Below are 3,295 nucleotides of genomic sequence, written 5' to 3'. Positions count from 1 at the left end.
AAAAAATTAAGTAAAGTTATCTTAATCATCACGCGTTTACAAATAGATATTTTTTTATATTATAAATTAAATATTGTTTATAAATATACTTAGTGATAAAATTTATCGAATCATATATTTAGGCGGTGAAGAGATGGAATTTATGTATAAATATTTCTATAAATACCCCAAAGAGTTCGAAAAAGAATTAAATATACGACTAAATGATCCAAATGTAGAGATATTAGATTTAAAAATCAAACCATTTAAATCTAGTGACAGCTTCAATTTATATTATATTCTTACTTCGAAAATTAAAAATTTAATTGACGATATCGATAAAAACAACTCGACTATAGCAAAACTTATTACAAATTTACCTGAAATTGCTACTCAATCATTACATCAAGAGTTGATAGTCAATGAATTATTCTCTACTAATCAGATAGAAGGCATAAAATGTAGCAAACAAGAAATCTTAAATAGCATAAAACATATAAAAGAAAACCCTAAAATGAATACTCGATTTAAAAGTATGTTAAATTCTTATTTTGGCATATTATACGGTAAAAATAACCTTCCTCAAGTACCAAAAGATATTAAAACTATTTATGAGATGATTGCAGAAGAGGAAGTCGATAATGAAAATAAACCGGACGGCGAATTATTTCGGAATCACCCGGTCAACATTGTTACCTCTACTAATAAAGTTATACATGAAGGCATTACCCCGCATAGTAAAATTGTAAATCATCTACAATTGTTATTAAATTTCTTAAATATACCCAGTAAAATCACACCAATTATAAAAATTGCTATATCACACTATTACTTTGGATATATTCATTCATTTTATGATGGAAATGGACGTACTTCACGCTTTATAAATAGTTTATATTTAAGTAAAGAATATGATGAGCTAACAGCAATTTCATTATCAAGTATGATAGAAAATAATAAAAAAACATACTATGATATGTTCGATAAAACAAACAGTGTAATAAATAAAGGTGAACTCAACTATTTTATTAACAACTTTTTAAGCTTTATTAAGGAAGGACAAGAAAGTTTAATTGAAGAATTAAAAACAAAAAATTCACAATTAGAGTTCGCTTACAAAAAAATTAACGACGATCCTAAATTAACATCATTATCTGAGAAACATAAAAATATCATGTTTATTTTAGCTCAAATTCAATATTTTTCTTTAGAAGACCATACGACAGTACAAGAGCTTTCAACATATTTAAATACTACTAGTCAAACTACAAGAAAGTTGTTAAACGAATTAATCAAAATTAATATTGTTGAAAAGACGGGAGAGCGCCCTGTACTATATAAAGCTATAGATGGATATTTCTAATTAAATTACAGATTTCTATTTCCTATACAACGACCATAGAGTCCGTTGTATTTTTACACCTTAAATATGACTAAAGTATGATTATGTTTATAGTTCTTAGTGCTAAGATATAAGAGTGAAAGAATAAGTCACAGAAATTGGGAGTAAAAATGTCTAATATTGCAATCAAGTTTTATCACATCTCAAAAAGGATAAATAAGCAAATTATTATCAAAAATAGCAATTTTATTATTCCAAAAAATTCCATCACTTTAATAAAGGGGCATAATGGTTCAGGGAAAAGTGTAACTTTAAAGATTATTGCTGGTTTAATGAATTATCAGAATGGGAGTCTTTCTGTTAAAGGACGAGTAAGTTATGCGATAGATTACTTTCCTGACAATTTAAATTTAACTATTAATGAATACTTTAAATTTTTATTAAAAACATACCCATCTGACCAAACACAGGTAAATCTTAATTCCTTTATTCAACACTTCAATTTATCACCATTTTTAACTCAAAAAATTAAAAATTGTTCAAAAGGCACGAAACAAAAGGTAAATATGATTCAGTGTTTGCTTAAAAAAGCTGATATTTATATTTTAGATGAACCATTTTCTGGACTGGACCAAGAAGCTACACAATTTCTATTAGATTATTTAAGTCAATTAAAATCTATAGCTACAATAGTATTAACGTCTCACGAATCATTTTTACATCAAAAAATCACTACGCACATTCTTAATATTGAAAATGGAGAATTTCATACTGTTGAAAGTGATATAAACGAAATCTCACAAATTACTAAATTAGTTATTATTAAATATAACGCTAGAATTTCTAAAATTTTATCAAAGTATCATCATCTTAACTCTATTCAAACTGTAGATGATAAGTTGCACATTCAAATTAATGCATCTTATTTGAATACCTTACTTAAAATATTACTTGAGCAACAATGTGACATCATCGAAATAAAGGATGTGACTGGTTCATGATAGCGTTTATTCAATATCAATATAAGAAATACCTTCGCTCTTATCAGTTCATACCGCCGATGATGATTTTTATAACTTGGATTATTATTCAATATCTTTATAGTGGCCAACCAATATTGTCTAGTTATGCTTCAAGTTGTTTGGTGTTGCTTATTATTTCATGTTGGCTTACCATAAATATTTTAAATTTAGAAACGTTAAACGAAAAATATTTACTTTTTATACAGTTTGAGTCTAAACTTAAGTATCTTTTTGGTAAGTTACTATTTATATTTTTGGTAAACTGTATGTTAATTGTTTTTTCGATGCTTTATCCAATTTTAATACATAGTTTTAAGGATAAAGTATCTTTAAAAGAGGCCACACTGGCAATTGCCTTACACATCATTGTTTGTTTAACTGCAACCCTAATTTCTACATTCATTGCGAATATTAATGTGTTATCAAAAAAATATAAGTGGTTACTTATTGCTTTAATCATTTTGGTAAGTATTTTACGTCCATTTTTATTACAAACGTACACTTTTCTTAAATATATATTGTGGATTGTACCACCAATAGGTGACTATATGTCAGTTTATAATACAGAAATACTCGCTCATTTTAACTATCTATCAATAACATTAATTATGATAGTCTGTATTTTAGTTTTATTTGGACTCACCATATTTATTTTCTTAAAATCCGAGCAAAAATAAACGTCCTAACCCAATTGGCTAGGACGTTTATTATATTATATATGATTAAGAAAGAAATATAATTTCAATAATTGCAAGAATTACACAAACTACAAATGCAATTGTAAAATATTTAAAACTAGGCTTTTGTTTATTATCTAAATTAGTGAAAACTTGAATACCTGAATAAACTGCAATAAGTACTGTAATTGCAAATAAAATCCATAAGTTAGACATATGTACGCCTCCTTAAACATGTCTTTACATATATTTTAATCTGTCTCTTATACACATCT

General features: G+C 26.3%; 4 protein-coding genes. 3 read left to right on the top strand and 1 reads right to left on the bottom strand.

Going from position 1 to position 3,295, the window contains the following annotated elements:
* Positions 1 to 133 precede the first annotated feature (133 nt).
* The 3 genes from CD155_RS11045 (at position 134) to CD155_RS11035 (ending at position 3,020) form a co-directional block, all read left to right on the top strand.
* The gene (locus tag CD155_RS11045; RefSeq protein ID WP_103213361.1) at positions 134 to 1,342 is read left to right on the top strand and encodes a Fic family protein; all 1,209 of its coding nucleotides are present in this window, start codon (positions 134 to 136) and stop codon (positions 1,340 to 1,342) included.
* 149 nt (positions 1,343 to 1,491) lie between these two features.
* Positions 1,492 to 2,322 carry an ATP-binding cassette domain-containing protein gene (locus CD155_RS11040; RefSeq protein ID WP_103213360.1) on the top strand — a complete coding sequence of 277 codons (831 nt, stop codon included), beginning with the start codon at positions 1,492 to 1,494 and terminating at the stop codon, positions 2,320 to 2,322.
* Entirely contained in the window at positions 2,319 to 3,020 is a 702-nt protein-coding gene (locus CD155_RS11035; protein ID WP_103213359.1) for a hypothetical protein, read from the top strand. Before CD155_RS11040 ends, CD155_RS11035 begins: the two co-directional genes overlap by 4 nt.
* A 45-nt stretch (positions 3,021 to 3,065) precedes the next feature.
* Here the strand turns inward: CD155_RS11035 and CD155_RS11030 are convergent, their stop codons facing one another.
* Positions 3,066 to 3,236: a hypothetical protein gene (locus tag CD155_RS11030; RefSeq protein ID WP_002442837.1), complete on the bottom strand. Its 171-nt coding sequence runs from the start codon at positions 3,234 to 3,236 to the stop codon at positions 3,066 to 3,068.
* Positions 3,237 to 3,295 lie beyond the last annotated feature (59 nt).

Origin of the sequence: Staphylococcus caprae (assembly GCF_002902725.1) — a bacterium.
Lineage (GTDB): Bacteria > Bacillota > Bacilli > Staphylococcales > Staphylococcaceae > Staphylococcus > Staphylococcus caprae.
This window is presented reverse-complemented; position numbering and strand designations above follow the sequence as displayed.